Raw genomic sequence first — 24,214 nt, 5'->3', positions numbered from 1 at the left:
CAATACATCTGATTATACTTATGGTTAAAATAATAGTAAATATTCAAGATTTTATTTTTTGCTTTTTCTTGCAGACTTAGGCTCTACAACTTGTAAAAGTTGTTCCATTTGAGTCATTGCTTTTTTAACTTCTGCAGGATCTGGAAGAGTAAGCTCTTCTGTTACGCCAAGATGCATTTCCCTTAGATCTGACCGTAGTTTTTTGAGGTGAGCTTTAACTTCAGCTTTTTTTTCTTTAGCGGTAGCCATTTAGTTTTTTTGAGTAAACAGATAATAGGATAATTTTATATAGTTTTAGGCAGAATGCTGACATCCCATTTGAAGTTTAAATATTTTAGGCTTATTGAAATGACTGCCTAACTTTAAAAGATATAGTTTTTACTTGGGAAATGGCTTGAAGTTATCTCTTATTCGTATTAAGACCTGCCTCTAATTAAAATTGGCTCCATCAGCCCACCATTGGAATCATCATCATCTTTATCTTTCTCCAGGAATGAAAAAGCGAGTAAAAGTGCAGATATTGGAAAGATGGCAAATAAAGCTATGAGTTGGTAGCTAGTTAGGGGTGGTTGAATTGAGTTCCAAATCGACCATGACGACCAGATAGCAATAAAAAGGAAAAAGTACCTTTTTAGGTTTGACTGGTGCATGTCAATACCTTTTAAGATCTAGTGATTCTCGCATGCGATACGTAGTTAGGTATTTCGGTTGTCCGCTTGTAATACAGCGATTAATTTCAAGTGGCATATATTCCAATTACTTGCCAAAAGGAGTGTATGTCTTGGGTAAAGGCGATTTGTAGCAAATTTGTTTTTATTGCTAAGGATGAAATCCCTATAGCTGAACAACCAAACATCGCCGCGCGACCGTTGACAACCTCTGCAAGCCGCATCCTGTTAACTGGCATGGTGGTAAATACCTAGTTCGATCTTTATAGCAGGCAGTCGTAAAGGCTTATTTCTAGTAGGTGCAGATTTTGTTTTGGTACTTGGGTCTTGCTTCTTGCAGTGCTCTAAATTTGATAAAAAAATTTCCTGTATAGGAATAAGAGCAAATTTTATAGAGACAAGGGGGATACCTGCTAGTTGGGAAGGACTTATCTTTTTGAAGAAAGGTTTTTGCTATTACTTGTTTCTGTCTCCTAAAACGCATGTCCAACGATTATCGAATTGCCAAACAGGTTTGTAGATTTCGTTTGAGATTTTCTGCCCAGCGGCTTTGCATTGTGCCATTGATTCCATAGGGATTGCATAGACAGATGGACTTGTAATACCACTTACTTCAGGTCTGCCTCCTGGGCCTTGCCTAAAGCTACCAATAACAAGCCAATATCCACCGGCAATTAAGGGGAGATAAGTTGCACTTGCTATAAGAAGCATTAATTGGGCAATTAATATTTTTCCCATGGGTTTTAATCTCTAAAAAAATGAGGTTACCTTGTATTATTGTCTTTTTAACAAAAAAATGAATACTTCTCTATTTGTATTCTGATAAAGATTTAAAAAAAATTTAAAGTAGCTAGCAAGAAGCTTCAAAGTTCGATATTCGTTGGATATGGTGCAGAATTGTTTTTTCTTGATTTAGCTGATTTTCTTTCATTTGCTTTTTTTGTAGTCCATTAGTCATTTTTGACTTAACCTTTTGTATAGCTTTCTTTATTTATAAATTGAGAATTTTGCTTTTTGCCGTTTCTTTTGGTGAGCTCGATATTTCACGAGCGACAATCGGGATTCTAGTAGGATTGTCTGTCTTTACCTTTTTAGCAGTTGGTCTAAGCTCATTGAAGTTGGTTCAGTCAATGCTCAAGGATGAGGACGATTAGCAAAATGGCCTCTAGGGGGGTTAAATTTAGTTGATACGTCCCAATAGATGTTTGAGAATATTAAAATCTCATATCTGATTGGTTTATTTTTTGTTGGCTTGTGCAATATGAAATGTAGAAAAAGATTCTACTAAAAGAAATTCGCTAAAAATCATCAATTTTCAAAAAAATTAAATGGATCTCCAAAAGTTAAACTTTAAGTTTCATGCCCCATCAGCTGGTATTGGCTTGTTAATTTTGGCTCTTACTCAATTGCCATTTTCTATTAATCAAAGCTTAAAACTTGTATGTATAGCAACAACTTGGGCTGATTACGCTGTTTTTTGGAACTGGCAGGATATTCCCCTTGATGCAAGAGTTCGCTATTGTCATGGAGGAGAGATCTCTCCAGCTAGCATTAAGGGTGATACCTTTAAAACTAAGTAATCTTAGGCACCTTGAACTTTCTTTGATAGTAGAAATTACCTAATTTCTGGGTTTCTTTATTTCTTACCACGTACTAATAAAAAAATAACATTCATAATTGTAAAAAACCTCACCCGCATTTTCTTGAAAAACCCCCCTTTCGATTTGATCGTCCTAGGAGCCGGTTCAGGAGGCTTGGCAGCAGCCAAAAGAGCTTCAAGCTATGGGGCAAAAGTTGCCATAATTGAGGGAGACCGAGTTGGTGGAACATGTGTAATTAGAGGATGTGTTCCTAAGAAATTGTTGCTTTATGGATCCCTTTATAACGAGCATATTAAAAATGCTTCTAGTTTTGGAGTTGAATTTAAAGATGCCTGTATAGACTCAAGTCAACTTTTGAAAAATGTCAGAAGCGAAGTAGATCGGTTAAACTCTCTTCATATTGACTTGCTTGAGAAATCTGGAGTTACTCTTTTTAATGGTTGGGGGAAGCTTGCTGATTCACATGTTGTCTTAGTGAGGGAAAAGGGAAATGTTGATAAAATTACGGAGTTGTATGGCGAAAGAATATTAATAGCCACTGGGGGTTATCCTAATCGCCCATTAATTCCAGGTTCGGAATTGGGATGGCTAAGTGATGATATTTTTTTACTTAATGAATTACCAGAGAATGTAGTTATTTTTGGTGCAGGCTTTATTGCTTGTGAGTTCTCATGCATTCTCAATGGCCTGGGTGTCAAAGTAAAGCAATTCATTAGGGGGAAAACTATATTAAAGGGATTTGATAAGGAATTATCCAATTTACTCGTTGAATACATGCAAGAAAATGGCATCGAATTGAATTTTGGTCAATATCCAGTTTCGATTAGTGGTAATCCAGGAGATTTAAAAGTTCATACAAACTCTGTAGAAATAAAAAATTGCGGTGGAGTTCTTTTTGCTACTGGTAGAAAGCCACTAATAAATGATCTTGGACTATCTTCAGCTGGCATTGATATTGATCTAGATAAGGTAATTGTAGATGAGAACCAAGTAACTAATATCCCAAATATATATGCTGTTGGTGATGTAACTAATCGAATCAATCTCACACCAGTTGCTGTTGATGAAGGTAGAGCATTTGCGGATACAGTTTTTGGAAAAAAGACACGTCAGGTTAACTATAATTTTGTGCCTAGTGCTGTTTTTAGCCATCCAGAGATTGCAGCAGTAGGGCTTACTGAAGAAAAAGCAATCGCACTTTATGGGGAGGTGAACCTTAGGTCATATAGAGCAAAGTTTAGATCTATGGCCAATGCTCTCCCTAAAAGAGGAGCACCTTGCCTTCTTAAACTAATCACTGAAAGAAAATCTCAAAAAATACTAGGCTGCCATATGGTTGGTGATCACTCAGCAGAAATTATTCAAATGGCTGCAATAGCATTACAGATGGGCGCTACAAAATTAGATTTTGATAGAACAATGGCATTACATCCAACTATTGCAGAAGAATTTGTTACTATGATTTGATTTTTCTGTATTTTTAGATGGTAAATATCTTTTGTTTTATTCTGTATGGCTTCTTTTAACTTTGATCCAATATCTCATTGTTTGATATGTTATTAATATCATTAAGATCGGTAATACTAAACATAAAATTATTAATCTAAATTCGTCTTGCCAGAATGGTAGTGTTTTAGGCAATACTTGATCTATTAAATAGAAGACATAGATACCAATAAGAATCCCTCCTTCCTGCCTACTTATTCGCCCATTTGTCCAGAATATTGGCATGCATGCCAATGTTGTTAGTATCATCAAAGGAAGATCTCTTTGAATTAGAAGCCTTTCGACAACTAGACCACTTCCTGAGGAAACAATGGCGGCACTACCTAAAACAAGTAATTGATTTAATAAACTACTTCCTACTACATTCCCAATTGCCAGGTCTGTTTGGCCTTTAAAGGCTGCGACAAGTGAGGTAATTAGCTCTGGCATAGATGTTCCTGCAGAAACTATTGTTAGACCAATCACAGCCTCACTTACTCCTAGATAAAGTGCGGCCGCACTTGCACCTTTGACTAAAACATTTGAACCAATTGTAAGTAAAAATATTCCAGCTAATAGAGAAATAAAAGCTTTAATAAATCTATTAGAAGAAGAGGGTATTTGGATTTCAGGCTCTGCATTTTCCACGCCATCCGGTTCTTCTCTAACTGTACGAATTTCCCAAATAGTATTGATTATTAGAGCAATTAATAATGCTAATCCTGCTTGCCAAGTAACTTTGCCTGCAGATGCCATTCCCCAAACTGAAGTAGATACAGCAATTAGCAGTGGCACATCCCTTCGAACTAATCGACTCTCTACTTTTAGAGGTAAAATAAGAGCACTTCCGCCTAGAACAACTAAAACGTTAAAGATGTTGCTTCCAATAACATTGCTAACTGCAAGTGCATCAGAGCCTTTTAATACAGAGCTTACGCTGACAAATAATTCTGGCGCACTAGTCCCAAGAGAAACAACAGTTAGACCAATTACCAATTGAGGAATACCTAGGATGAGTGATAAAGCTACAGAACCTTTAACAAACAATTCTCCACCACCAAATAATAGCCCTATGCCAATAAGTACTTCTAGCGCTGATAGTAGGAATGATGGCATAGGTTCTAAATTGATTTAGTAGGAGTTGTCTTTGAATTATTTTGATTAAAATTCATGTAATTGGGCAAATAGATAATTTTCATTTGCTCTTAGTGTGTTTAGTTCAGTAAGACATTAATTTGGTTTGGATAGCCTTGAGTAGCTTCTTTAATATTAATCAAGAGATTTAATATATGTTACATCATTCAAGCCCAATTAATTTCAAACCTTTGTGATTAATATCAATGTATTTGATGTGCCTGGAGTCTTAAGGTACGGCTTAAGCTTTATACAGTGGCTTTGTTTGGGCGGAATTCAAAAACTGCCTTTCCTATACTTTTGCTTTTAAGAAATGACACCTCTGCTTCTAATGAAGCTAAATTGTATGTGTTGCCTATTTTAGGCAATGGAATGTAGTTATTCCTTAAACGGAGCCTGCCTTGGACTTTTCAAATGAAAAGATCACATTAGTTCAACCTGATGATTGGCATTTGCATTTAAGAGATGGTCATATTCTTAATGCAGTCTTGGCTTCTACTGCAAGGGTGTTTCGTCGTGCAATTATCATGCCAAATCTACTACCACCTGTTACTACGGTTGAAGCTGCGATTAAATATAGAAGAAGAATTTTAGCTGCAATTCCAGAAGGAATATCATTTACACCTCTAATGACAATCTATCTTACTGACGATTTATCTCCAGATGTCATTGAACTTGGACATAAAGAGGGAGTATTCTTTGGGGCAAAACTATACCCTGCTAACTCTACAACTAATTCAGCAGATGGTGTCACTGACTTGCAGGCAATTACTCCTCTATTGGAAACCATGGAGCGAATTGGATTACCATTATTAATACATGGTGAAGTTACAGATCCTGATGTAGATATTTTTGATAGGGAAGCAATTTTTATTGAACAAAAACTTATCCCGCTTCTATCCCGCCATTCTTCTCTTAAGGTTGTTCTAGAGCACATCACTACTGAGCAAGCAGTTCAATTTGTAGAAACTTGCAGCTCTAATCTTGCAGCCACAATTACACCACATCATTTACATTTCAATCGAAATGCCATGTTTGATGGGGGACTACGTAGTGACTTTTATTGTTTGCCTGTAGCTAAGAGAGAAAGGCATCGGATTGCACTTCGAAAGGCAGCAACAAGTGGTAAATCTTGCTTTTTCCTTGGGACTGACTCTGCTCCTCACCTACGTTCTTATAAGGAAAGCTCCTGTGGCTGTGCTGGGATTTTTAATGCTTCAGTTGCTCTTGAAAGTTATGCAGAAGTTTTTGATGAAGAAGGTGTATTAGATCGCTTAGAAGCTTTTTCAAGTATTTTTGGGCCTGACTTCTATGGATTACCAATAAATAAAAACTCTATCACCTTAGAAAAGCGCCCAAGGGTTGTGCCAGATTTTCTTGAAGTTAGAAAAGCAGATAATTCTGTTGAAAAAATATTGCAATTTCATGCAGGAGAAACTCTTAATTGGTCAATTGCATCTAATTAGTAGATGATTTCATAGAGGCTGGAGCTGACCATCAAGACTCATCAATTTCCTTTGAAGCCAAGCTTAGTTCGTAATTTGAACACATAGATGCTTATTAAGCCTAAAATAAAGAAAAGGTTGGCTCTTAGATTTATGGGAGCAGGGGGACTTGAACCCCCACAGCCTTTTACGGCCTACGGATTTTAAGTCCGCTGCGTCTACCAATTCCGCCATGCTCCCATTTAGAGGTAAGACCACCATCACCCAAACTACATCCTAATTTCCACGAGTGGTTTTATCCATAGTGCCTCTATTGACTTTAGAAAATCAAATCACAATCATCTTTTTCCCAGTGCTTGTTACGTATTTAACTATTGGCTTCCTTTATTTGCTTGTTGTTCCATTGTTCCTTTTTTTCTGGATGAGCAATCGCTGGCACATAATGGGAAAGGTTGAGAGATTGGCTGTATATGGATTTGTTTTTTTGTTTTTCCCTGGACTGATTTTATTTGCTCCTTTTCTAAACCTTCGTTTAAATGGTCAGGGTGAGGTCTGAATTTTGACAAGAGCTAATGTTTTACAAATCGGGCTAGCCACTTTATTTTTAGGTGCATTTGGCTATTGTTTTTTTCGCCTCATTGGTTTTGAAGGGGTTTCTGCTGGGATTGCTGCCGAAGCAATACTTGTTTTGCTTGTCTTTGGGTGGACAGGCACCTATTTGTTCAGGGTTGTTTCAGGCCAAATGACTTTTGTGGAGCAGCGCAAACGTTATCGTGATGCTTATGAAAAGGTTACTAATGCTGAACTACAGAGTAGATTTGAAGCAATGTCGGAGGAAGAACAGATTAGCCTAATAAAAGAATTAGAAAATGAATAGAAATCTACTACTGTTCCTTTTACTAATCTTTGAGTTTTCTTTTTAAAAAATCTCTGATACTTATTTAATGACTTTAAAGGGTAATACATCTGAAACCAATCGTAAAGCAGTAACTACTATTTCCAGCTGCTTTAATCAAATATATAGAGAAGGCAGAATTGCTTTGATGCCTTTTTTAATGGCTGGTGACCCGGATCTAGTAACTACTTCAGAAATTTTGCTTAGGTTGCAAGATGAGGGTGCTGACATTATTGAATTGGGAATTCCCTATAGCGATCCTCTTGCTGATGGCCCTGTAATACAGGCTGCAGCATCACGATCACTTAAAGCTTCCACTACCCCTTTAAGAGTCCTTGAGATGCTCTCTGGCTTGCGAGACAGATTATCTATTCCTGTAATTCTCTTTACATACAGCAATCCTTTACTGAATCGAGGAATGGAGCTCTTTTGTGCTGAAGCAGCTCAAGCAGGAGTCTCTGGTCTGGTTGTTCCTGATCTTCCACTTGAGGAAGCAGAATTACTCTCTCCTATTGCGTTTTCAAACGGACTTGACTTGGTTTTACTTGTCGCGCCAACCACTCCTAAAGAAAGGATGGCAAAAATTGCATCAACCAGTAGAGGATTTACTTATTTAGTTAGCGTAACTGGTGTTACTGGTGAAAGATCAGAGTTAGCAGATCGAGTTGAAAGTTTAGTGAAACAACTTAAGGAATCTTCTTCACTCCCTGTGGCAGTTGGATTTGGCATATCCGGACCAGATCAAGTTAGAAAAGTACGTAGTTGGGGAGCAGATGGAGCAATTGTTGGAAGTGCACTTGTTAAAAGAATATTTGAAGCCTCGCCAGGATGTGCTGTAAATGAAGCTGGATTATTTTGCAAGGAACTTCGAGAAGCCGCTGGTTAATTCTTAATCTCTAATAGATTCTTTTTAAACTAAAAAGCCCTGGCTGTTTTCCAGGGCTTTTGCTTTTTAAATTTAATTTGACTAAATTTTGTCAGTCTTGGTTATTTCACCAAGATGCAGGGATTAATTTAGTCTTCGTCTTCTTCAGCTCCTGCAGGTACAAGCCTTATTTGCTTGCGTCCTAGCTTGATTTCAAATTCATCTCCAGCTTTTAGATCTAGTAGGGCTGTGTATGCCTTGCCAATCAATAGATTGCCATTGCCTTGAACAGTAGCTACATAACTAAGCTTTCTTCCTCCTTTCCCAATACCTGCACGACCAGTATCGCCGAGGCTTACACCTTTAGCTTCTAGTAGAGCTTCGTAAAAAGCAGTGAAGTTTAGACGTTCTCCACCATCCTTCTTTGTGGATACATATCCACAAGCACGAACAAGATCGGATTTGCTTACATCACCTAGTTCTTTGACCTTGGTGAGCAGGTCGCTACCAGTGAGCATGATCTTTAAAAAATGAATCTACTTAAATAAGATAGCAATTTATTAACCATTTGTGCCATATTTTGAGAAACAATTTTTCAGAATTAGTTGTTCTTGAAGTTATGGACCGATTTGTTCTTTGGGGTACATACTGTCAAAATGCTCTTGAAAAGCGTTCACCTTTTCGTGAAGAGCACCTTAATAGGCTTTCTATTCTCAAGGAGAAGGGGATACTGATCACCTTGGGACCAACTAAATGCACTAGATATGTTTTTGGTATTTTTGAAGCTGCAAGTCTTGAGGTAGTTAAAAAGGTTCTTGAAGAGGACGTTTATTGGAAAGAGGGAATATGGACTTCCTTAGAGGTTTATCCTTGGACCCAAGCTTTTTGAGCTTGTTCCCATACCCAAATTGCCACTAGCTGATCGCCTCCTTTCCCAAGAACTTCTTGGTAGCCACTCATACTCCCAATACCTTCTCGTGCAACTCTTGCAATTGCATCTGGGTTGTCTAATCCATTAGATTTTAGGGCCTTTAATTTAAGGGTTTTTGATCGTCGGACTATATTCCCACCCTTTACATGGCAGCCTGAACAATGCATAAGGAATAGCCCTTCACCAGAATCTTTGGCTAGAGCAATGGGGCATATTCCGAAACTTAATAATATGACTAAAATGCTTGCAATCACTGATTTTCCCAAAGATAAAAATAGAAGCTTTAGCTGATTTTTTTCTGTAAGGCTTTGAATAAACATGAAAGAACTTTAGAGTATTTAGTGGTTTTTTTTTGTATTAGGTTTCTGTGGATATTCTGGATATAGAGACCTGTTATTATTTTATGTTCTACTTGCACAACCTATAATCAGAAATACATGAAGATTAATGCTTTTCTCTGGAAAAGTTTAGTCATCCATAAAAATCAGACCACTTCCCCATTGAATAGGGAGCAGGCCAATACAATGAGCTTTAGATGTTAATTTTTATTTGACTCCCTTATTCAACATACGGTCGAGTACATCTTGCTTTTGTAGAGTCCAACACCTTATTTGCTGTAGGTATCTCAAAGCTGCTTGAAGAAAACTTTTATAGGTTGGAAGCTCGAATTTGCTTCTAAGAATTTGCCTCGTGCCCAGCCCTAGCTCTAGGAAAAGGTCAAAATATTGGTGCAAATTAATGCTCCTTGAGAGTTGTTAGCAGCCTGATCGGATCACAATTACGGGTTTTCTCCTAGAAACGTGAGAGGGGAAGATTGAATGGCTTTGCTTTGATGGCTTCAATACTCCTCCGTACTTTTGGAGAGCGAGCTCATTCCATCACTGAAAAAAAACCTGGCATTAAAAAAGCTAGGAATCGATGGAGCAGAACTATAAATATTTTTCCGTATTTTGCTAATGTTCCTTCGATTCATTCGATCTTTCTGTGGTCGCCTGAGTAAGTACTAATGGGGTGTCATAATGATTGCTAGCGCTAGTCTTGTCTCCTCATATTCCAAAAACTCATGATCCAAGTTTGATTGATCATTGATAGTGGCTTTGTTTTTAATTGTGCTTTTTTTTTAAAATTATGGGGTTATTGTTAAAGGAAAGTTGGTATTGATGATATGCAAGGGCTAATGATCAGAGAACTTTTGGTGGATTCATATGAATCAGTATCTTTAGTCTGCATTTAAGGAAATAGTACCTATAACTTCTTGAATCTCATTATCTAGATGGCGAGATTTCTTTTAGCTCTCGCAGTCTTCACGAATTTCTTCTAAGAGTAGGTCTAATTGGTCGAATGGGTCATGAGAGCTATTAGAAGTAGTTGCTTTTTCTTCATTATTTGTTTGTTTCTCATTGGCCCAATCTGCCTCGATTATGCATAGACGTTCCGCAACATTAGGTAAACCACCTTTTGAATATTCTATTTTTAGTGCTTCAAGTATTGCTGGCATTCGTGTAGAAACGGCACTAAGGCTCTGTTTAAGGTCAGCCTGAGTGCGACCTTGCGCCTTGAGCCAATCCTTGAGCAAAAGAGCTAATTCCTCCTCAACTTGCTCGGACCATTTAGTCATTGGAGTAGTCAGAGAGGGAACCATCTATCTAGCTTTTGGCGAGCTCTATTGCGGATCTGAGGAGTGATGTAGCTGCTCCATATACTTATTACTGCAGTTAAAGCAACAAGATCGTCGCTAAACCCTGCCACAGGAATTAGATCAGGAACTAAATCCATAGGCATGATTAAGTAGGTAAGTGCCCCCAGCATGGTTAGCCTTATTTGGGCGGGGGTTGATGCATCAATTACCATCTCAAAAGCTTCCAATGCTGGTTGCGCGATTGTGCGACCAGCTCGCACAACAACTTTTCGCAATAATCCCTCATCAATCACAGAGCTATCAATAACCTCTGCTTCGTAGGTAAATTCGTTTGCTGATCTGTTTTTCTCTGCCATGGCTTGGAATAAAATCCCTATTCCATTTGTTCATATTCTTACTTGGTTTAGACGTTTTTCTGCCTAATCACAAGACTATTTATATAGCTTTAACTTTATTAAATTTTTGAATTCACTATTCAGATATTGCTTCAATAAGTCCACTTTGAACACTGGTTTTTCGTAATTTTCGCAATGCTCTTTGGACTACTTGACGGCAGTACTCTCTACTGCAGTTCATATGCCTGGCAACCTCTGCAAGTGTTCTCCATTCATTTGTTCCATCTAGTCCAAATCTCAGACTGATTATTGTTCTTTCTTTTGGTGTGAGATTTGATTTGTCTAATAAGGTCCAAACAGAAGCGCTACGTTCTGCTAATTCTGCCAGTTCCATTGGGGGGACCTGATCACTTGCGAGGATATCGACCAATTCTGATGGATCGGATTTAGATTTAACTACTCCTTGAAGACTTACTGTGATGCTTCTCATCTCACAGGCAAGGAGTTCTTCGACTTCTTCGAGATTAATTCGCATCTTTTTAGCAAGTTGCTCCGAAGACGGAGGGGCACCATTTTCTTGCATCAAATAAGATTTGGCAGCTCTTAACTTTGTTAACTTTTCATTTACATTGACAGGGATTCGAATCGTTCTGCTCTGAGTTGATAAGGCTCTATTCAAACCTTGCCTAATCCACCAATAGGCATAAGTAGAAAATCGATGACCGCGTGTTGGGTCATACTTCTCAACTGCTCTGGTTAGACCTAGTGTTCCTTCTTGAATTAAGTCAAGAAGCTCTAAACCCTTACCCTGATAACGTTTTGCAAGATTTACTACAAGCCTAAGGTTTGCTGTGATCATTTGGTTTTTCGCCCTTTCTCCAATCTTTATTGTTTTGAGCTCACTTTCTGTGAATTCACATTCAGCTCCTTTGCCTCCTGCTAGTTGACAGCGTTGAGTTATAGCTACCATTGCTTGAACCTTCCTTCCCATAGTGAGTTCCTGCTCTGGGGTAAGAAGTTGGTGCCGCCCGATCTCTCCAAGAAAGGCACTTAAAGAACTAACCATTTTTCACCTCCTTGATTTATTAAACCTAGGGCTAAACTTTTTGTATTCTTAATGTGTAATGAAGAGTTCGGAATTCATGTTTTATCCCTTATTGAATGTTCTCTTCATCTGGGGAGAGTCTGGGCGTTCTAATGCCAGGCAAATAAAGTAAATTCCTTTACTAGCTTGTCCTTTTTTCGCTAGTGTTATGGACTTTGCATTTGGATCCAATGCCTTTGGGAATAATTCTTGATCAACTGAGTAGCAAAAGTGCTGGGGTCGCTTACATTCATTACGCTAGCTTTATGGTTTGCTTCGCAGCTTTAGCGCTGGAAAGGAATTTATTGAAGACCGATCCCAATCGGCAGGAGGCAATAACAATGGTTATCATTGATGTTTTTTATGGAATAGCAGGTTTAGCTCTTTTAATAAGTGGCATTTTAAGGGTTCTTTATTTTGGCCAAGGAAGTGAATTCTATACTCATAATCCAGTCTTTTGGTGGAAGGTAGGAGTTTTTATTTTTGTTGGAACTCTTTCTCTTTATCCGACAATTACATATATTCTATGGGCCTTACCTTTAAGTAAGGGTGAACTACCAAAGGTAGGCTTGAATCTGGTAAAACGCCTGAGACTAGTTCTTAATATTGAACTTTGTGGCTTTTTATTAATACCAATTCTTGCAACATTTATGGCTCGTGGAATAGGCCTTTCTTGAACATATTGATAGTTTCTTTGCTGTCTTTCTAAATTGCTTTATCTCGCTTTTATTCAATTTTAACACCCTTATTTTCTAAAGGAAGGTTCTTTACATTGAGAATGTTGTATTGATAATTAAACCTTATTAGGCATTATTTTTTGTCACTCTTCTTGGCGCTCCTTTCCTTTCTGAGAGGACTTTTAACACATCTCTCCATCTAACACTATGCTTGGCAAGAGCTACTTGTATGTGGAAAATTAAGTCTGCTGCTTCGTTTGCAATTTCATCTTTGTCCTCGTCTTTGCATGCCATTACAAACTCTGCTGTCTCTTCTCCAATTTTTTTAAGTATTTGATTGTCACCGCCGTCAAGAAGTTTGTTGGTGTAACTACCTAATTCAGGCCTAGAACGCCTTGTCTCAATTACTTTAAAGAGATCACTGCAAACATCTGAAGGTGGTTGTTGTTGAGTGAAGCTTTCTTCCATGTGATTAGTTGCTTGTTCAAAGAAACAACTTCTTGCTCCGGTATGACACGCAGTTGATCCTGTTTGGTCCACTGATAAGAGAATTACATCTTGATCACAGTCGTACCTCATTTCTTTCAGGATTTGTGTATGGCCACTAGTTTCACCTTTGTGCCAGATTTGATTTCTGGAGCGGCTCCAATAATGTACTTCTTCAGTTTGAATTGTTTTGGTGATCGATTCTCGGTTCATCCAAGCCATCATCAGAACTGTTGCGTCAAGCCAATCTTGGGCAATAGCAGGAATAAGTCCTCTTTCATTGAAATGAAGATTTTCTATGAAGTTTGGGCTGATTGATTGCATGTTTGTTCTCAAAAGAACCAAGATTTGATTGTGGTTCTCTACTAGTTTCCTTAAACGTGTTTTAGATGTCTACCCCAAGTTTTGCTTTTAGTTGCAGCAAGCATTTTCAAAGCTATCCATGCTGCCATAGACAATGGAAGCATCCAGGGCATTGTAGGTTTGTTCATGGCTATAGTCGGAGCTTTACTTTTTGGTTTGCAGCTAAAGAACTTGATCAATATGGATTTGTTGTTGACTTCTCTTGCTTGAAGCCCATAGAAGCCAAGCTTAGATACCAATTTGACCATACTTTTTTAATTAATGCCGATGATCCTCTACTTCCTCATTGGCAAAAACTTCACTTCGAAGGTGCCCTAGACCTTAGAGTGATGGACAATGTAGGTATGGAAGCTAGCGCAGAACTCGTATGGCAATGGGCTAACTCGTTTTTGCTTGAAAGAGATAAAGGGCGAACCTGTTGTTGGCGTTCAGAAGCTCGTGAAAATGATGCCAACTCAGCATGCTTTGATTTGATACCTGATTGGTATAAGCGTGATTCTGCATTTCAAGATTAGAAGTATTGAACAAGCAATTGGGGAAGATACAAAAAGGAAAATATCTTCTTCAAGTCGGCAATCATGCAATTCTTTGTAGGGTGTATTTATTTCGAAATTTCATGAGTATAAAATTTCAATCCTGTATATGGCCTAATAGGATATTTTTATGAAAAGAGCTTTGTTTGTGACTCAAACATCAACCCCCTTCATCAGGTTTTCCTTGGTGGCATTAGTGGGAACCATTGGTGCATTTTTAACTTCTACTCCGGTCTACGCACATCACCCATTAGAGGGAATGGAACCAGAGGCTTTTAATGCAATTCAGGGCCTAATAAGTGGATTGGCTCACCCCGTTCTAGGGTTGGACCATCTTTTGTTTCTGTTTTCCATTGGGCTTGTCGGAAACTTATTTATAAAAAAATGGATTCCACTACTTTTATTAAGTGGTTTCCTCGGAACTTTATTGTCTCTTGTTCTCCCCGTTGTGTTTCCTGCAGTAGAAGTTCTTATGGGATTAAGTTTATTGGTTTCTGTTCTGGTTTCATTAGGATTAATCAACCCTGAAGTAATGATTCCTTTTATTGCATCTCATGGATATGTTTTGGGCCAATCAATCATAGGCGCTGAACCAACCCCTATGGCCGCATATTTGGCTGGTCTGTTAATAAGTCAGCTGATAATAATAATTGGTGGAGTGATCTTATTTAAAAAGCTGGCCAAATATAAACCTATTTTCCTTGCAATTATTGCAGGAGCTGGAATTATATTTACTTATGGGACAGTTGTTTCTTTAGTTTGACTTGGATTTATTTAAATATTAATTTGCCTAATCTTGTCTCTACCTTTATAGTTTGACCTGCTGAATACTCTCCTTTTAGGATTTCTTTTGCTATAGGAGTTTCTAGCTCTCGTTGAATTGCTCTTTTTATTGGCCTAGCTCCGTAAGCAGGATCATAGCCACTGGAGGCTATTGACTCAGTTGCAGAATCACTAATATCTAAGATGATCTTTTTTGTTGCAAGTCGTTCTTTAAGCCGGTTGATTTGTAACGTTACTATTTGCTTTAGTTGCTCCTTTTCTAAACTATGAAATATTATTGATTCGTCAATCCTATTTATGAACTCTGGCTTGAATTGTTTTTTAAGTAAATTGCTTATAATAGTTTCCAATCTTTCATGATTAGATTTTTCACCAGATAATTCGATAATAGATTGACTGCCTATATTGCTTGTGAGTATTATTATTGTATTGGTAAAATTTATAGTTCTACCTTGACTATCTGTAACTCTACCTTCGTCGAGTATTTGTAACATTATATTTATAACATCTGAGTGGGCTTTTTCTATCTCATCAAAAAGTAATACTGAGTATGGTTGTCTTCTAACTGCTTCTGTGAGTTGACCGCCAGCCTCGTATCCTACATAACCTGGAGGCGCCCCAATTAATCTGCTAATAGAGTGCTTCTCCATATACTCCGACATATCGATTCTGATAATTGCATTCGCTGAATCAAAAAGATTTGTAGCTAAGGCCTTTGAAAGTTCGGTTTTACCTACACCTGTTGGCCCTAAAAAAATGAAGCTTGCAATTGGTCGATCTGGATCACTCATCCCTGCTCTTGATCTTTGAATTGCATCTGCAACAGAGGAGACAGCATGTTTCTGCCCAATAACTCTTTTGTGCAGATTTGCCTCTAAATTTAAAAGTTTATCCTTTTCAGATTGTACAAGCTTTGAAATAGGAATTGATGTCCACTTTGCAATTACTTCTGCAATATCTTCTTCCATTACCTCTTCTCTTAAAAGACAATTTTTTTCTATACCTTCACCACCTAATTGCAAGACACCCTTCTCTTTAAGCTGTATCTGTAGATTAGCTAATGCACCATACTCAAGTTCTGCTGCTTTGTTAAGGTCGTAATTTCTCTTGGCTTGTTCTATTTGGAGCTGTACCCTTTCTATTTCTTCTTTGATTGTTTGGATACGATTAATTGACTCTTTTTCTTTTTCCCATTGCCCGTTTAGTGAGTTTTGCTGGTCAATTAAAATTGTTAACTCACATTCAATTTTCTTTAGCCTTTCTTTACTTGCATCATCTGATTCACGCTTTAGTGAAAGTTTCTCCATTTGAAGTTGTAGGATCTTTCTATCGATTTCATCGATTTCTTCTGGCTTTGATGTTATTTCCATTTTCAGCCTAGAAGCTGATTCGTCCATTAAGTCAATTGCTTTATCTGGTAAATACCTGTCTGTGATATATCTATTACTAAGGACTGCAGCTGCTACAAGGGCATTATCTGATATTCGAACTCCATGATGGACTTCATAACGTTCTTTAAGACCACGAAGAATAGAAATTGTGTCTTCGACAGAAGGTTGACTAACTAGAACTTGTTGAAATCTTCTTTCTAGAGCTGGATCTTTTTCAATGTGTTGTCGATGTTCGCTAAGTGTTGTAGCCCCAATACATCGCAACTCCCCTCTGGCGAGCATAGGCTTAAGTAAGTTACTTGCGTCCATTGCTCCGCCTGTAGCTCCCGCACCTACTACGGTATGAATTTCGTCTATGAACAGAACGATTTGACCTTCAGAATCAGTTACTTCTTTTAGAACTGTCTTTAGCCTTTCTTCGAATTCTCCTCTGAACTTTGCACCTGCGATAAGTGCACCCATGTCCAGAGTGATTAATTGGCGGTCGTGAAGTGATGTTGGGACGTCCCCATTGACAATTCGTTGGGCAAGACCTTCAACTATTGCTGTCTTCCCTACTCCAGGCTCACCAATTAATACAGGGTTGTTTTTTGTTCTACGACTTAATATTTGAACCGTTCGTCTGATTTCATCATCTCTTCCTATTACAGGATCGAGTTTTCCTTCGCGTGCTTCTGAGGTTAGGTCCCTGCCATATTTTTTTAGGGAATCAAAAGTGGACTCTGGATTTTGATTCGTAACTTTATTCTTGCCTCTAATATTAATTATAGCCGAACGTATATTGTCAGTATCTATCTTTTCATGACCAAAGAATCTTTTGCCACATCTGCTGTCTTTGCTTATTGCAAGTAAAAGATGGTCTACGGATATAAAGCTATCTTCAAATGATTTCTTTTCAATATCTGCCTCTTCGAGTATTTGGACTATGCTCCGCCCAATATATATAGAGTCTGGCTTTGAATGTAGCTTTGGCTGTTTTTCTATGAAATCCCCCAATAGAACCTTTAGGCTAGAAATTGAGCAATCACATTTTTGAAGTATTTTTAGAGCTAGTCCATCTTGCTCAATTAAAGAAATTAAAAGATGCTCAGTCTCAATTTGTTGATGTTTTTTTTGTGACGCAAGGCTTTGTGCTGAAAGAATTGCAGCCCATCCATTTTCTGTGAAATTTCCAGCCTTTGGTTGCATTAATCTAAGGCTTTGGTGAGATATCTTAATTTATTTACTTGTTTTGATCTGGAGGAAAACCGATATATTAAGTACGGAATACTAGAAAAATAGTCAGGTATTGCGTGATTAATCTATATTTAATAAGGTTAATGATGAAGTACTTTACTTCTTTTTTGTTTTAATTCTTCCTTGTTACTATTATTTACTAATTGCTTTGTAATTCTAGAGCTTGTTTATTGGATTGATTTTATTGTCCTGAAAGCATTTTATAATTTCTTGAGCTTGAGTATCTTCTATAAGATCTTCTTCTGTTATAGAAAAACCATAATCACTTGCCACTTCTAATATTTCTTTTATCTTCTTACATTGTTTAAGTTTACTTCTTAAGGACAGACTGTGCTCAACAGCATGAAGGAAATTTCTAGCTTCCTCTCTACTCATTGCTTTTTTTATATAAGATCATTGTAAATGATTTTAATGCTTGTTGAATTAATTAAATATTTAAGGTAGTTTAATCTAATAAAAATGGCCAAGAAGTTAAGCTTCTTGGCCATTTTTATACTAGATGATTTTTATCTTCTGTTTTTAGTTAACAACAACTTTTCCTACCATTCCAGCTCCTCTATGAGGCTCACAGTAAAAGTCATAGGTGCCGGCGGCAGAAAATGTTTGTTCCCAGGATTCGCCAGGTGCAAATGCAAGGTCTGGGTGGCTTAGTTCATCATGTCCTTCAAACACTGCATTATGTGGGGCAAGTTTATTATTTACAAATTTCACAGTGTCACCTGCACTGATATTTACTGTGCTTGGTTCAAATGCAAGCATTCCAGCATCTGTTCCTAGCTTGACTTCAACAGTCTTTGCTTGTGCTGATGACACTCCTAATGCAAGGACAAGAAAAAATGCGCAGAAAGTGGCTGTAATTGATCGAAGCATTGCAGTCATGGGACCCTTCAAATATTTAATAACTATACCTTAGCTCGTTTTCTAGTCTTATCAGATTTGGATAGCCCGGAATCTAGAAGTACCTCTTCTAATGTCTTTGCATGGCTAACACCGCCATAATTTTCTGGGTTTGTTATTGGCGCGTGGTTGAAATGTCTTTGTTTAATGCTGAATCTGTCCCATTTTGAAAGTTGAATAGGCAGGATTTTGATAAGGATATTTACTAACCAACCCCATAGAGGAAGTTTGGGTGTCTTTCTCCATCCTCTCCATTTCGCCAAAGTATCTATAGCTTGATCAATAGTGATATATGGCTGTGCTAAAACCAAACGTTTGAGAGCCCCTTGCCCTGATTCTCTATTAGGTAAATGTGGTGTAGTTGATAAATGCCCACATACAAATGCTATGTCTGCTGCATGAATGAAGTGAAATCTTGAATAAACCTTTATCCAGCGTGCTAGCCATAACCAATCAATTGCTTTAGTAAGACCATCTGTGAGGTAACTAGAAGGGAAATTACTAGTTCCATCTACTTTCCCCCCAAAAACTAGGGTTGGGAATATTGCTATCGTTTTTGGTGCGATTGGGTGAGCCTCAAGTTCTTGAAGACATTTAGCTTTTGTTTGTATGTATTCTGTCCCATATAAAAAAGCTTCAGGTAATGGGTTTAGTTTTTTGTTCAGAATACTTGCCGTGGAAAAATAGATGAACTGTTCGAGCTCATTTTGATTGAGCAGTTTTATTAATGACTTCACGGCTTTTATATTTACTTGATAAGCCCTTTTGGGGTCACCCCAAGCTGTTGCTGTATGAATTACTCGATTAACTGTTGCTAGCTCTTTAGCAAAAAGATTTGATTCACGTAGGTCACCAATAAGTAACTTTACTCTTGGATTGCTAGGGTCAATGGCACCTAATTTATTAGGATCTCGTAGCCAAAGTAGTAGATCCGCATCAGAATTTTCCAGCAGCCATGAAGCTGTGTATTGACCAACGCAGCCACTTGCACCTGTAATTAATATTTTTGATTTTCTCAAGATATAGATTTTATTAGTTCGTTCACATTTTTGCCTGCTTCAAAGAATACTTTTGCATTCTCTTCAGGGGTCCCAGGAAGGATTCCATGTCCAAGATTAAGTATGTGGCGACGACCTTTGGCTTTCATAACAGTATCTACAATTCGCGCGCGAATTGCTTTTGGAGTACCAAAGAGAAGTCCAGGGTCTACATTTCCTTGAATACCAACATTTTGTGGTAAACGTGCACATCCTTCTTTCATGTCAACTGTCCAGTCTAGAGAGATAATGTCAACACCAGTATTTGCCATTCTTTCTAATACTCCAGCACTGCCAGATATATAAAGAATTATAGGTGTGTTGGGATGAGTCTCTTTAACAAGTTCAATTACCTTTTGCTGATAGGGAGCAGCAAATGTGTCGTAATCAATTGGACTTAGTTGGCCAGCCCAAGAGTCAAACATTTGAACAACTTGCGCCCCTGAATCAATTTGGTACCTCAAATAAATGGCAATAGATTCCGCGAAATGATTTAAGAGTTGGTGAAGAAGCTCTGGTTCTTGGAATGCCATGGCTTTTATTACTGCGTAATTCTTGCTGCTTTTTCCCTCAACTACATATGCCGCTAATGTCCATGGTGCGCCAACAAACCCTAGAACAGCTGCTTGATTTCCAACACTTTCTTTTAGTCGACCAAGTACTTCCCCCACAAAAGGCATGCTTTCCTGGGGGGTCAAGGTTCTTAACTCCTTGAGTTGCTGGGTACTTTTGATCGGATTTTGAATTATTGGTCCTTTGCTTTCAACAATGTCAAAATTAATTCCCATTCCAGGTAGGGGAGTGAGAATGTCTGAAAAAAGTATTACACCATCAGGTTTAAATGCATTGAAAGGCTGCATAGAGATTTCATAGGAGAGGTCAGGATTCTCAGAACGCTCTCTAAAGCCAGGATGGCGATCTCTAAGATCTCTATAGACCTTCATATATCTGCCAGCTTGACGCATCATCCAAACTGGTGGTCGCTCCACTGATTCACCACGCGCAGCACGTAGCAATAAGGGCAGGGAGTCGTTCATTATTCTGTCGTTATCAACCCAGAAACTTACTAGAAGGCGCTTCTCATATCGACAATTATTTTCTATAGAAGTTATCTTCGTCACACCTTTGTGATTTTTTCTTGGCTTTATGCTTTCAGAATCTCGGTTATTGGTTGCTTTCTTAACGACCGAAAAAATGGTGCTATTTCCAGCAAATACACTGTTGAGACTGAATTTCTCATTATTACACCATCAGTATGTAGGAACAGTATTGCCATGGAAAACCATTTAGATAATGTTTTTAACTTGTTTGAATGATCCAATGAAGAATTATTGATTTAGTATTTAAAACACCAAGAAGAATACTCTTAAGAAGTAGAGAAGGATGATAATACCAAATAGTTGAAGGACAAACTTTGTATTTGTAAGGCTTTTTGGTAGTATTCTTCTTATGTTAAATGAGGACTGTTTAACACCTGGTTTCCTTTTGTAGTCAAATAGAACTTCGGTATTGTTTGTCTCGTTTGAAATGAATTTATTCTTTTTGTTGAATTGATTGGGATTGTTTTTTTGCAGGACTTTGCCATTCCTCTTGGTCTTGGTAGTAAAGCTCACCACTGAAGAGGGCTCTTCACGTTGTGGTTCCTGATTGGAATCAACTAGAGAGGAGGGGTCTTCAAGTTGTGGTTCCTGATTGGAATCAACTAGAGAGGAGGGGTCTTCAAGTTGTGGTTCCTGATTGGAATCAACTAGAGAGGAGGGGTCTTCAAGTTGTGGTTCCTGATTGGAATCAACTAGAGAGGAGGGGTCTTCAAGTTGTGGTTCCTGATTGGAATCAACTAGAGAGGAGGGGTCTTCAAGTTGTGGTCCCTGATTGGAATCAACTAGAGAGGAGGGGTCTTCAAGTTGTGGTTCCTGATTGGAATCAACTAGAGAGGAGGGGTCTTCAAGTTGTGGTTCCTGATTGGAATCAACTAGAGAGGAGGGGTCTTCAAGTTGTGGTTCCTGATTGGAATCAACTAGAGAGGAGGGGTCTTCAAGTTGTGGTCCCTGATTGGAATCAACTAGAGAGGAGGGGGCTTCAGCTTGACTCTCCTTTGAGACATTACCTTCAGCGAGAGTATTTTTAGTTTCATCTTTGTCGGAAGGCTCTGGATTCTTTGCTTTTACTGACCAAGGATCTTGAAGGTCTGATTTGTTATTGAAATAGGATTCTTCCATCTTGATTCCTTTTGAATGTATTTGAAACTTTGAAGGTGAATTTATCTATTGGGCTAGGTTCATTTAATAATCAATCATATTTAAGTATAATTGAAGCATTGAATTCTTAACCCATTCTTACGATTTAAGATTCAATTGTTTTTTGGCGATTGTTTTTGTTTAAAAGTGAAGTCAATTTTTTGATCTTTGGCTATAATCAAATTCAATTAATGTTGTTATAGCTTATGTTTGGGGATTGATATTTGGATCATGTCTAAACACTAAGACACTCAATGGTGGTAAGCATAGGTCTAGTGAATCATTATATCCATGTATATTGATTTTATCTGAAAACTTGCCACCCATATTGCCTATATTAGAACCTCCATATCGTTCTCCATCGGTATTAAGGACTTCTTTGTAATAGCCGTCCCTGGGGACTCCAATTCTATAGTTTGAATGATTCTGTGGGGTAAAGTTAGCTACTATTACAAGCCATTCTCCATTGTCTTTTTCACGTCGCATAAAACTAATTACCGAATGGTCATTATCATTGCAATCAATCCATTGAAAGCCATATTGATCGAAATCATCCTTCCATAGCGCTGGCTCTGACTTATATAAAGTATTTAGATCATCTACAAGTCTTTGGATTCCTTTATGAGGGTTGAAATTTAAAAGTTCCCATTGTAGATCACCCCATACATTCCATTCTTGTCGTTGCCCAAACTCCATGCCCATGAAGATTGTCTTTTTGCCAGGATGGGTCCACATATAGGCAAGAAGTGCACGAGTATTAGCATATTTTTGCCAATCATCTCCTGGCATTTTATGTAATAAGTGACTTTTTCCATGAACAACTTCGTCATGGCTTAGAGCTAACATGAAATTTTCTGTGTAATTATAAAAAATAGAAAAGGTTACGCTATTTTGATTAAATTTCCTAAACCAAGGATCTAGTTCAAAGTAATCAAGCATGTCATGCATCCAGCCCATATTCCATTTAAGGTTGAACCCTAATCCGCCCATATTTGTTGGCTTGGTTACCATTGGCCAAGTTGTTGACTCTTCTGCAATTGAAAGGGCCCCTGGGAAATGTTCGAAAAGTACGTGATTAGCTTGTTGAAGAAAATGAACTGCTTCAGTGTTTTCTCTTCCGCCATCTTCATTCGGAATCCATTCTCCATCTGGCCTTAGATAATCCTTGTAGAGCATTGAAGCAACTGCATCAACCCTAATACCATCTATATGATATTGATCAAACCAAAATATTAAGTTTGCTACCAAGAAATTACGAACTTCATTTCGACTGTAGTTAAAAATTAGTGTTCCCCACTCCTTATGCTCTCCTATGCGAGGATCTGAATGCTCGTATAAATGACAACCATCAAAAAAGGCAAGCCCGTGACTATCTTTGGGAAAGTGTCCTGGTACCCAATCTAGAATTACTCCAATCTCATTTTCGTGGCAACTATCTACAAATTGACGGAATTCATCGGGAGTCCCATATCTACTTGTTGGTGCATACCAACCTGTAACTTGATATCCCCATGAACCATCGAATGGATGCTCTGAAATTGGCATTAATTCGATATGTGTGAAACCTCTTTCTTTTACATAAGGTATAAGTTTTTTAGTGAGTTCTTTATATGTAAGAAGTCTTGCCCCAGGTTTCATTTCTGCCGCTAATATAGGATCTCTTGGATTGCCATTCTCTTCGATAAAAGGACTATCAACTGAAGCATGCATCCAACTACCTAAATGCATCTCATAAACAGAAATAGGTTGATCTAGATTATTTTGTTTATCACGTTGAGATATCCAGTGTTTATCATTCCATTTATATTTATCGACTCCTGTAATGACTGAGCTTGTATATGGGCGAATTTCATGTTGGAAACCATATGGGTCAGATTTTTGATAGCAATGTCCTTCTTGACTTCGTATTTCATATTTGTAAAGCTCGCCTTCTTTTAATCCTGGTATAAATAATTCCCAGATACCTCCCAATCTTTTTTGCATTGGGTGATGTCGACCATCCCAAGAATTCAAATCACCTAGAACAGAAACACTTAAAGCATTTGGAGCCCATAGACAGAACATCACACCCTGGATGTCTTCTCTTTCTACAAGATGTGCCCCCATTCGTTTCCATATGTGATGGTGATTTCCCTCTGCGAAAAGATGTCGATCCATTTCCCCCATCCATTCATCTCTGAATGCCCAAGGATCGTTTTGTATATGTTCGACTCCAGCACGATGAACTTTGATTTGATAATCGATTCCAGGATCTTTTGTCAAAACTCTTTCAAAGACCCAGGGGTGGTTAACGGTAGTTGTGTCAAATGTTTTCCCATCTATTAGAAGCTCTACTTTTTCTGCTTCTGGCATCCAAATACGAACAATCCACTCTCCTTGATGAGGCTGAGGGCCTAGGACTGCAAAAGGATGATCGTGCCTACATTTTGCAAGTCTTTCGCCATCTTTTTCCATCCAGTCAAATGAAACACTGGTGGTCATGGCAGAAGGAC

General features: G+C 38.0%; 27 protein-coding genes and 1 tRNA gene. 10 read left to right on the top strand and 18 right to left on the bottom strand.

The window, feature by feature from the left end:
• Positions 1-51: 51 nt before the first annotated feature.
• The 3 genes from SOI82_RS02575 to SOI82_RS02565 form a co-directional block, all read right to left on the bottom strand.
• On the bottom strand, positions 52-249 hold the full coding sequence (locus SOI82_RS02575; protein ID WP_320667820.1) for a hypothetical protein: 198 nt from the start codon (positions 247-249) through the stop codon (positions 52-54).
• Positions 250-736: 487 nt separating this feature from the next.
• Positions 737-907 carry a chlorophyll a/b-binding protein gene (locus tag SOI82_RS02570; protein ID WP_320667819.1) on the bottom strand — a complete coding sequence of 57 codons (171 nt, stop codon included), beginning with the start codon at positions 905-907 and terminating at the stop codon, positions 737-739.
• Positions 908-1,124: 217 nt separating this feature from the next.
• Entirely contained in the window at positions 1,125-1,379 is a 255-nt protein-coding gene (locus SOI82_RS02565) for a hypothetical protein (RefSeq protein WP_320668463.1), read from the bottom strand.
• A 617-nt stretch (positions 1,380-1,996) separates the two neighbouring features.
• Here SOI82_RS02565 and SOI82_RS02560 point away from each other — a divergent pair.
• Complete coding sequence (locus SOI82_RS02560; RefSeq protein WP_320667818.1) at positions 1,997-2,248, top strand: hypothetical protein; 252 nt, start codon at positions 1,997-1,999, stop codon at positions 2,246-2,248.
• Positions 2,249-2,371: 123 nt separating this feature from the next.
• A complete protein-coding gene (gene gorA, locus SOI82_RS02555) occupies positions 2,372-3,736 on the top strand; it encodes a glutathione-disulfide reductase (protein ID WP_320667817.1) in 1,365 nt (454 codons plus the stop codon).
• A gap of 36 nt (positions 3,737-3,772) precedes the next feature.
• Here gorA and SOI82_RS02550 read toward each other — a convergent pair whose 3' ends face one another.
• On the bottom strand, positions 3,773-4,870 hold the full coding sequence (locus tag SOI82_RS02550) for a calcium/sodium antiporter (protein ID WP_320667816.1): 1,098 nt from the start codon (positions 4,868-4,870) through the stop codon (positions 3,773-3,775).
• A 419-nt stretch (positions 4,871-5,289) separates the two neighbouring features.
• Here SOI82_RS02550 and pyrC point away from each other — a divergent pair, with 419 nt between their 5' ends.
• On the top strand, positions 5,290-6,354 hold the full coding sequence (pyrC, locus tag SOI82_RS02545; RefSeq protein WP_320667815.1) for a dihydroorotase: 1,065 nt from the start codon (positions 5,290-5,292) through the stop codon (positions 6,352-6,354).
• A gap of 133 nt (positions 6,355-6,487) precedes the next feature.
• Here the strand turns inward: pyrC and SOI82_RS02540 are convergent.
• Positions 6,488-6,573, bottom strand: a tRNA-Leu gene (locus SOI82_RS02540).
• A 91-nt stretch (positions 6,574-6,664) separates the two neighbouring features.
• On the opposite strand from SOI82_RS02540, the gene ndhL reads away from it, so the two are divergent.
• From ndhL to trpA, 3 genes are all read left to right on the top strand, one after another.
• Positions 6,665-6,889: an NAD(P)H-quinone oxidoreductase subunit L gene (gene ndhL / locus SOI82_RS02535; protein ID WP_320668462.1), complete on the top strand. Its 225-nt coding sequence runs from the start codon at positions 6,665-6,667 to the stop codon at positions 6,887-6,889.
• Between the two features lie 3 nt (positions 6,890-6,892).
• Positions 6,893-7,210, top strand: a complete 318-nt coding sequence (locus tag SOI82_RS02530; protein WP_320667814.1) for a DUF3007 family protein — start codon at positions 6,893-6,895, stop codon at positions 7,208-7,210.
• Positions 7,211-7,277: 67 nt separating this feature from the next.
• The gene (gene trpA / locus SOI82_RS02525; protein ID WP_320667813.1) at positions 7,278-8,114 is read left to right on the top strand and encodes a tryptophan synthase subunit alpha; all 837 of its coding nucleotides are present in this window, start codon (positions 7,278-7,280) and stop codon (positions 8,112-8,114) included.
• A gap of 128 nt (positions 8,115-8,242) precedes the next feature.
• Here the strand turns inward: trpA and SOI82_RS02520 are convergent, their stop codons facing one another.
• On the bottom strand, positions 8,243-8,611 hold the full coding sequence (locus SOI82_RS02520) for an AbrB family transcriptional regulator (protein WP_320667812.1): 369 nt from the start codon (positions 8,609-8,611) through the stop codon (positions 8,243-8,245).
• Positions 8,612-8,712: 101 nt separating this feature from the next.
• Between SOI82_RS02520 and SOI82_RS02515 the strand changes: the two genes are divergently transcribed.
• Positions 8,713-8,982 (top strand): YciI family protein, encoded by a 270-nt coding sequence (locus SOI82_RS02515; protein WP_320668461.1) that lies wholly within the window; start codon positions 8,713-8,715, stop codon positions 8,980-8,982.
• Here SOI82_RS02515 and SOI82_RS02510 read toward each other — a convergent pair.
• The 4 genes from SOI82_RS02510 to SOI82_RS02495 form a co-directional block, all read right to left on the bottom strand.
• Positions 8,958-9,344: a c-type cytochrome gene (locus SOI82_RS02510; protein ID WP_320667811.1), complete on the bottom strand. Its 387-nt coding sequence runs from the start codon at positions 9,342-9,344 to the stop codon at positions 8,958-8,960. The genes SOI82_RS02515 and SOI82_RS02510 overlap by 25 nt on opposite strands.
• A 968-nt stretch (positions 9,345-10,312) precedes the next feature.
• Positions 10,313-10,642: a hypothetical protein gene (locus SOI82_RS02505; RefSeq protein WP_320668460.1), complete on the bottom strand. Its 330-nt coding sequence runs from the start codon at positions 10,640-10,642 to the stop codon at positions 10,313-10,315.
• Positions 10,643-10,650: 8 nt separating this feature from the next.
• A complete protein-coding gene (locus SOI82_RS02500; protein ID WP_320667810.1) occupies positions 10,651-11,019 on the bottom strand; it encodes a YkvA family protein in 369 nt (122 codons plus the stop codon).
• Positions 11,020-11,134: 115 nt separating this feature from the next.
• Positions 11,135-12,064, bottom strand: coding sequence for a sigma-70 family RNA polymerase sigma factor (locus tag SOI82_RS02495; RefSeq protein WP_320667809.1), 930 nt, complete (start codon positions 12,062-12,064; stop codon positions 11,135-11,137).
• Positions 12,065-12,273: 209 nt separating this feature from the next.
• Here SOI82_RS02495 and SOI82_RS02490 point away from each other — a divergent pair, with 209 nt between their 5' ends.
• Positions 12,274-12,759 carry a DUF2214 family protein gene (locus SOI82_RS02490; RefSeq protein ID WP_320667808.1) on the top strand — a complete coding sequence of 162 codons (486 nt, stop codon included), beginning with the start codon at positions 12,274-12,276 and terminating at the stop codon, positions 12,757-12,759.
• A gap of 126 nt (positions 12,760-12,885) precedes the next feature.
• On the opposite strand, the gene hisIE is transcribed toward SOI82_RS02490, so the two are convergent.
• Positions 12,886-13,569, bottom strand: coding sequence for a bifunctional phosphoribosyl-AMP cyclohydrolase/phosphoribosyl-ATP diphosphatase HisIE (gene hisIE, locus SOI82_RS02485; protein WP_320667807.1), 684 nt, complete (start codon positions 13,567-13,569; stop codon positions 12,886-12,888).
• Positions 13,570-13,634: 65 nt separating this feature from the next.
• Between hisIE and SOI82_RS02480 the strand changes: the two genes are divergently transcribed.
• Positions 13,635-14,123: a 6-carboxytetrahydropterin synthase gene (locus SOI82_RS02480; protein ID WP_320667806.1), complete on the top strand. Its 489-nt coding sequence runs from the start codon at positions 13,635-13,637 to the stop codon at positions 14,121-14,123.
• Positions 14,124-14,289: 166 nt separating this feature from the next.
• A complete protein-coding gene (locus SOI82_RS02475; RefSeq protein ID WP_320667805.1) occupies positions 14,290-14,904 on the top strand; it encodes a HupE/UreJ family protein in 615 nt (204 codons plus the stop codon).
• A 7-nt stretch (positions 14,905-14,911) separates the two neighbouring features.
• On the opposite strand, the gene clpB is transcribed toward SOI82_RS02475, so the two are convergent.
• The 7 genes from clpB to glgB all read right to left on the bottom strand — a co-directional run bounded on the left by clpB (position 14,912) and on the right by glgB (position 24,203).
• Complete coding sequence (gene clpB / locus SOI82_RS02470; protein ID WP_320667804.1) at positions 14,912-17,503, bottom strand: ATP-dependent chaperone ClpB; 2,592 nt, start codon at positions 17,501-17,503, stop codon at positions 14,912-14,914.
• Positions 17,504-17,707: 204 nt separating this feature from the next.
• Entirely contained in the window at positions 17,708-17,926 is a 219-nt protein-coding gene (locus tag SOI82_RS02465; protein ID WP_320667803.1) for a Nif11-like leader peptide family natural product precursor, read from the bottom strand.
• A gap of 144 nt (positions 17,927-18,070) precedes the next feature.
• Positions 18,071-18,430, bottom strand: coding sequence for a plastocyanin (gene petE, locus SOI82_RS02460; RefSeq protein ID WP_320667802.1), 360 nt, complete (start codon positions 18,428-18,430; stop codon positions 18,071-18,073).
• 23 nt (positions 18,431-18,453) lie between these two features.
• Positions 18,454-19,467, bottom strand: coding sequence for an NAD(P)-dependent oxidoreductase (locus SOI82_RS02455; RefSeq protein WP_320667801.1), 1,014 nt, complete (start codon positions 19,465-19,467; stop codon positions 18,454-18,456).
• Positions 19,464-20,522, bottom strand: coding sequence for a uroporphyrinogen decarboxylase (gene hemE, locus SOI82_RS02450; protein WP_320668459.1), 1,059 nt, complete (start codon positions 20,520-20,522; stop codon positions 19,464-19,466). Before hemE ends, SOI82_RS02455 begins: the two co-directional genes overlap by 4 nt.
• Positions 20,523-20,828: 306 nt before the next feature.
• Entirely contained in the window at positions 20,829-21,704 is an 876-nt protein-coding gene (locus tag SOI82_RS02445; RefSeq protein ID WP_320667800.1) for a hypothetical protein, read from the bottom strand.
• A gap of 222 nt (positions 21,705-21,926) precedes the next feature.
• Positions 21,927-24,203, bottom strand: a complete 2,277-nt coding sequence (glgB, locus tag SOI82_RS02440) for a 1,4-alpha-glucan branching protein GlgB (RefSeq protein WP_320668458.1) — start codon at positions 24,201-24,203, stop codon at positions 21,927-21,929.
• Between the last annotated feature and the right edge of the window lie 11 nt (positions 24,204-24,214).

The organism is Prochlorococcus sp. MIT 1307 (assembly GCF_034092395.1).
Lineage (GTDB): Bacteria > Cyanobacteriota > Cyanobacteriia > PCC-6307 > Cyanobiaceae > AG-363-K07.
The sequence above is the reverse complement of the archived record's forward strand: the minus strand, read 5'-3'. Positions and strand labels throughout refer to the sequence as shown.

Bases quoted from the DNA above. Each gene is read 5' to 3' on its own strand.
- SOI82_RS02560 (WP_320667818.1), top strand. From the start codon at position 1,997: ATGGATCTCCAAAAGTTAAACTTTAAGTTTCATGCCCCATCAGCTGGT.
- SOI82_RS02505 (WP_320668460.1), bottom strand. From the start codon at position 10,642: ATGACTAAATGGTCCGAGCAAGTTGAGGAGGAATTAGCTCTTTTGCTC.
- SOI82_RS02510 (WP_320667811.1), bottom strand. From the start codon at position 9,344: ATGTTTATTCAAAGCCTTACAGAAAAAAATCAGCTAAAGCTTCTATTT.
- SOI82_RS02570 (WP_320667819.1), bottom strand. From the start codon at position 907: ATGCCAGTTAACAGGATGCGGCTTGCAGAGGTTGTCAACGGTCGCGCG.
- SOI82_RS02575 (WP_320667820.1), bottom strand. From the start codon at position 249: ATGGCTACCGCTAAAGAAAAAAAAGCTGAAGTTAAAGCTCACCTCAAA.
- hemE (WP_320668459.1), bottom strand. From the start codon at position 20,522: ATGAACGACTCCCTGCCCTTATTGCTACGTGCTGCGCGTGGTGAATCA.
- clpB (WP_320667804.1), bottom strand. From the start codon at position 17,503: ATGCAACCAAAGGCTGGAAATTTCACAGAAAATGGATGGGCTGCAATT.
- SOI82_RS02480 (WP_320667806.1), top strand. From the start codon at position 13,635: ATGTCTACCCCAAGTTTTGCTTTTAGTTGCAGCAAGCATTTTCAAAGC.
- SOI82_RS02465 (WP_320667803.1), bottom strand. From the start codon at position 17,926: ATGAGTAGAGAGGAAGCTAGAAATTTCCTTCATGCTGTTGAGCACAGT.
- trpA (WP_320667813.1), top strand. From the start codon at position 7,278: ATGACTTTAAAGGGTAATACATCTGAAACCAATCGTAAAGCAGTAACT.
- SOI82_RS02550 (WP_320667816.1), bottom strand. From the start codon at position 4,870: ATGCCATCATTCCTACTATCAGCGCTAGAAGTACTTATTGGCATAGGG.
- glgB (WP_320668458.1), bottom strand. From the start codon at position 24,203: ATGACCACCAGTGTTTCATTTGACTGGATGGAAAAAGATGGCGAAAGA.
- SOI82_RS02520 (WP_320667812.1), bottom strand. From the start codon at position 8,611: ATGCTCACTGGTAGCGACCTGCTCACCAAGGTCAAAGAACTAGGTGAT.
- SOI82_RS02445 (WP_320667800.1), bottom strand. From the start codon at position 21,704: ATGGAAGAATCCTATTTCAATAACAAATCAGACCTTCAAGATCCTTGG.
- SOI82_RS02515 (WP_320668461.1), top strand. From the start codon at position 8,713: ATGGACCGATTTGTTCTTTGGGGTACATACTGTCAAAATGCTCTTGAA.
- petE (WP_320667802.1), bottom strand. From the start codon at position 18,430: ATGACTGCAATGCTTCGATCAATTACAGCCACTTTCTGCGCATTTTTT.
- SOI82_RS02500 (WP_320667810.1), bottom strand. From the start codon at position 11,019: ATGGCAGAGAAAAACAGATCAGCAAACGAATTTACCTACGAAGCAGAG.
- hisIE (WP_320667807.1), bottom strand. From the start codon at position 13,569: ATGCAATCAATCAGCCCAAACTTCATAGAAAATCTTCATTTCAATGAA.
- SOI82_RS02495 (WP_320667809.1), bottom strand. From the start codon at position 12,064: ATGGTTAGTTCTTTAAGTGCCTTTCTTGGAGAGATCGGGCGGCACCAA.
- SOI82_RS02565 (WP_320668463.1), bottom strand. From the start codon at position 1,379: ATGCTTCTTATAGCAAGTGCAACTTATCTCCCCTTAATTGCCGGTGGA.
- SOI82_RS02490 (WP_320667808.1), top strand. From the start codon at position 12,274: ATGCCTTTGGGAATAATTCTTGATCAACTGAGTAGCAAAAGTGCTGGG.